This is a genomic window from Lentzea indica (assembly GCF_012184385.1).
In the GTDB taxonomy this organism is placed as follows: Bacteria; Actinomycetota; Actinomycetes; order Mycobacteriales; family Pseudonocardiaceae; genus Lentzea; species Lentzea indica.
The window spans coordinates 1-4002 of the sequence record NZ_VSRL01000440.1 but is presented as its reverse complement, the minus strand read 5'-3'; the positions used below and the strand labels follow the sequence as shown (position 1 = coordinate 4002).

At 69.6% G+C, this 4002-nt stretch carries 4 protein-coding genes and 1 pseudogene; 2 read left to right on the top strand and 3 right to left on the bottom strand.

The genetic code is table 11. From position 1 onward, the window contains the following. Both FXN61_RS47950 and FXN61_RS47945 read left to right on the top strand, forming a co-directional pair. A partial coding sequence (locus FXN61_RS47950) for a hypothetical protein (RefSeq protein WP_223165903.1) occupies positions 1 to 550 on the top strand: 550 nt, incomplete at its 5' end. 21 nt (positions 551 to 571) lie between these two features. After that, positions 572 to 2604: pseudogene (locus FXN61_RS47945) on the top strand (ATP-dependent DNA helicase). On the opposite strand, the gene FXN61_RS47940 reads toward FXN61_RS47945, so the two are convergent. The 3 genes from FXN61_RS47940 to FXN61_RS47930 are packed head-to-tail and all read right to left on the bottom strand — an operon-like array spanning position 2573 to position 3819. Then, complete coding sequence (locus FXN61_RS47940; RefSeq protein ID WP_167980416.1) at positions 2573 to 3169, bottom strand: DUF8817 family protein; 597 nt, start codon at positions 3167 to 3169, stop codon at positions 2573 to 2575. The pseudogene FXN61_RS47945 and the gene FXN61_RS47940 overlap by 32 nt on opposite strands. A gap of 48 nt (positions 3170 to 3217) precedes the next feature. After that, positions 3218 to 3517 (bottom strand): hypothetical protein, encoded by a 300-nt coding sequence (locus tag FXN61_RS47935; RefSeq protein ID WP_167980415.1) that lies wholly within the window; start codon positions 3515 to 3517, stop codon positions 3218 to 3220. After that, the gene (locus FXN61_RS47930; RefSeq protein ID WP_167980414.1) at positions 3514 to 3819 is read right to left on the bottom strand and encodes a helix-turn-helix transcriptional regulator; all 306 of its coding nucleotides are present in this window, start codon (positions 3817 to 3819) and stop codon (positions 3514 to 3516) included. The genes FXN61_RS47935 and FXN61_RS47930 overlap by 4 nt, the downstream gene beginning before the upstream one ends. Positions 3820 to 4002: the final 183 nt, after the last annotated feature.

The following is a 4002-nucleotide window of genomic DNA, read 5'->3' as shown; positions in this document are numbered from 1 at the left end:
GGCGGCGGGCCTGCGCTCCCACCTGGCTGACCGCGGCCTGCTCCGGCGCAGGCGTTCGTGGCGGCCCAGGCTCTACCCGTGGCTGTTCACGCTGGGGATCGGCCTCGTGCTGGCGGGGTTCGTCGGCCTCGTCTGGCCGGAACTCCTCGGGCTCGTGACAGAAGCCGTGCCGCGCATCGCCGAAGTCCCGCGGTGGGCGTTCTTCGCAGGAGGGGCGTTGCTGATCGTCTGGGCCACGGTCCTGAGCGCACGCGACCCCGGCCGGCTGCGGACCAGGGCCGGGTACCGGTTGGCGAACCGGTCCGTGCGGCGAGTCTCCCCGCAGGACCCGATGGGCGCGGTCGCGGCGCTCGGACTGCGCGGCAGGATCGGCAGGCTCGCGGTCGCCGGGATGTTCGGGCTGACGCCCCTCATGCTCGGGATGATGCCGGCGCGCGACACGTCGTCCGGCAGCAGCTGCGGGAGCGGCTGTTCGTCCAGCGGCTGTTCTTCGAGTGACGGCGGCGGGAGCGGCTGTGGTGGCGGGTGCGGCGGCGGTGGCGGCGACTGAGTCCGCGACACCTGACCGGGACTGTCGGACGTGCCGGGTACGGTCTGTCTCGTGCCTGAAGTTCCCCCCACGCTGAGCCTGCTCGAAACCGCCGTCCACGCCGTCGGTGGTGCGGAGCGCCCCGGTCAGGTGGAGATGGCCGAGGCCGTCGACCACTCGATCCGCACGGGCGAGCATCTCGCGGTGCAAGCGGGAACGGGCACCGGCAAGTCGTTGGCGTACCTCGTGCCGTCCATCAGGCACGCCGTGGCCGAGGACGAGACGGTGGTGGTCTCGACGGCCACGATCGCGCTGCAGCGCCAGCTCGTCGACCGGGATCTGCCGCGGCTGGCGAAGGCGCTGAAGACAGATCTGGGCAGGGAGCCCAAGTTCGCCATCCTCAAGGGGCGGCGCAACTACCTGTGCATGCACCGCGTCCACAACGGCGCGCCGGACGAGCCGGAGGACGCCGGCCTGTTCGACCCGTTCGCGGTGTCGCGGCTCGGCCGTGAGGTCAAGCGGCTGCACGAGTGGTCGTCGGACACCGAGACCGGCGACCGCGACGAGCTGGTGCCCGGCGTCAGCGAGCAGGCGTGGCGGCAGGTGTCGGTGACGGCCCGCGAGTGCCTCGGCGTGTCGAAGTGCCCGATCGGGGCCGACTGCTTCGCGGAACGGGCGCGGGCCGAGGCCGGCAAGGCGGACGTGGTGGTCACGAACCACGCGATGCTCGCCATCGACGCGTTGGAGGGCTACCAGGTTCTGCCGGACCACGACGTGGTGGTGATCGACGAGGCACACGACCTCGTCGACCGCATCACGTCGGTGGCCACGGAAGAGCTCAGCGGGGCCTCCGTGGCGATGGCGCGCGCAGGTGCGGCCGGCTCATCGACCAGGACGTCGCGGACCGGCTGGCCGAGGCGAGCGACGGGCTGGCGATGATCCTCGAGGACATGCCGGCGGGCAGGCTCGACGCGCTCCCCCGTGCGTTGGCGGGCGCGCTCGCCGCCACGCGCGACGCGGCGCACAACTGCGTGTCGGCCATGGGGCCCGAGCGCAAGGAGGACCCGGACGGAGCGACGGCGCGCAAGCTCGCGCTGGCGTTGCTGGAGGAGGTCCACGACTGCGCGGTGCGCGTGCTGGAGGCGTTCGACGAGGAACGCGACGTCGTGTGGGTGTCGGGCGACTTCAACCAGAAGACGCCCACGCTCAGGGTCGCCCCGCTCGGCGTGGGCGGACTGCTGCGAGAACGACTGTTCGCCAAGCGCACCACGGTTCTGACGTCCGCGACGCTGACGCTGGGCGGCGCCTTCGACACGATGGCGCGCCAGTGGGGCCTGCCGCCGTCGGAGAAGGTCCGCAAGATCGAGGGCGCGGCCACGGAGAAGGACATCGACGGTCCGAAGTGGACCGGACTGGACGTCGGCTCGCCGTTCCAGCACGGGTCGAGCGGCATCCTTTACGTGGCAAGGCATCTGCCGCAGCCTGGCCGCGACGGGCTGCCGCCGGAGTACCTGGACGAGATCGAGGGCCTGGTGAACGCGGCCGGCGGTCGCGCTCTCGGGCTGTTCTCCTCCACTCGCGCGGCCAAGGCCGCCACGGACGCGCTGCGGGACAAGCTCGACTATCCGATCCTGTGCCAGGGCGACGACTCGACAGGCCTGCTGGTCAAGAAGTTCTCCGAGGACGAGCGCACGTGCCTGTTCGGCACGCTGTCGCTGTGGCAGGGCGTGGACGTGCCCGGCCCGTCCCTCCAGCTCGTGATCATGGACAGGATCCCGTTCCCCAGGCCGGACGACCCGCTGGCCTCCGCACGCCAGAAAGCCGTCAACTCCAGGGGAGGCAACGGCTTCCTGACGGTCGCGGCGACCCACGCAGCACTGCTGCTGGCCCAGGGCGCCGGCCGGTTGCTGCGGTCGATGTCGGACAAGGGCGTCGTGGCCGTCCTGGATCCGAGGCTGGCCACCGCCCGCTACGGCGGCTTCCTGCGCGCCTCACTCCCTCCGTTCTGGACGACCTACGACCCCGAGGTGGTCAGGGCCGCGCTCAAGCGCCTGGACGCGGCTCAGACCCCTTGATCCGTTCGACGAGCTCGTCGCGGTACTCCCGCACCGCCTGAATCTCCGGTTCGTCGCCGGTCGCCCGCTTCAACGCGCCTTCCAGGATCTTCAGCCCCTGGCGTTCGTCGCCGTGCGCGTCCGCCTGCCTCGCGGCGTTCTCCATGGCTTTGGCGAGCTTGGTCTGCGCCTCGGGTTCCTTGGCGGCCTTGTTGATCCGGATCCAGTTGCCGCCGGGATCGACGACGGTGAACCCGGTGTACCGGTCGTTGCGCAGCCGCGGCCGGGTCATCCGCGGAATGCCGGACATGAGCAACTTGCCGTGCACAGCGCGCATCCCCGCCGCGAACGCCTCGAACAGCGGAGCGGTGTCCTGCACGATGACCAGGCACGTGCTGTACGACTGCGCCGGGTCGTAGTCGTCCATCCCGAAGAAGTGCAGGTTGATGTCTTCACGCCGCAGTGCGACGTACGGGTTCGGCCGCGTCTGCCGATAGGTGATCTCGAAGCCGAGCATCTCGTAGAACGACGCGATCTCGTCGATGGAAGGACAGGGCAGGAGCGGAATGGTCAGTTCGTTTGCCACCGCCCGAAGCTAAGCCCGGACCTGCCGAAACGACACCGAGCTATTTGCTCATGCGAACAGCATTACAGCGCCGCCCAGCAACAACAACGCCGACACAACGGCTATGGCGAGCACTCGCCCACGCGGCGTCTGGGCGTGCTTCAACGCGATACCCAACGGACCGATCCCAGCCATGACAGCCCCCTTCGAAGGCATAGCAACGACAGCGCGCACAGCCCCGAACGCCACGCTCAACGGCGACATGCCAAGTTCGCGCGCCCCAACAACATCCGCTTCCCACTGCTCGCGATAGCGGTCATCGCCCACCACCGCCGCCGCGAACCGCACCAACAACAACGCGACTCTCATTGCGCCGTCCTCGGCACCCAACGCGGCGCCGAGGCAGCCCTCGCGACGACCCGGCGAGCTTCAGCGGCCCCTTCGGGCGTCAGCCGGTACATCCGCCGCCGCGGCCCGCGCCGTTCCGCGTCGTCATCCCACGACGACGTGACCCAGCCGGCCCGCTCCAGCCTGTCCAGCAACGGATAGACGCTGCCCGACGGCCGCCCGGTCAGCTTGATGATCTCCAGGCCCCAGCGCGGCTCTTCAGTGCCGAGCAGCACCTCGAGCACGTCCACCGTGGCCTTGCCGATGCGCTGCAGTGGCTCCACGCCGCCAATGCTACCTATGTAGATTAAGCCGTCAAGGCTGCTCTGGCGTCTGCAAGTACCACCAACACCGAGTTGGTGGTGAGCCTTTTCCATCCTGATCTTGCAGGTGGGGTGGGCTCAGGCATGGGTGAAGCCCTTGGTAGACAGGTCGTCAACCACGATCAACAAGTCTGACCAAGGGCT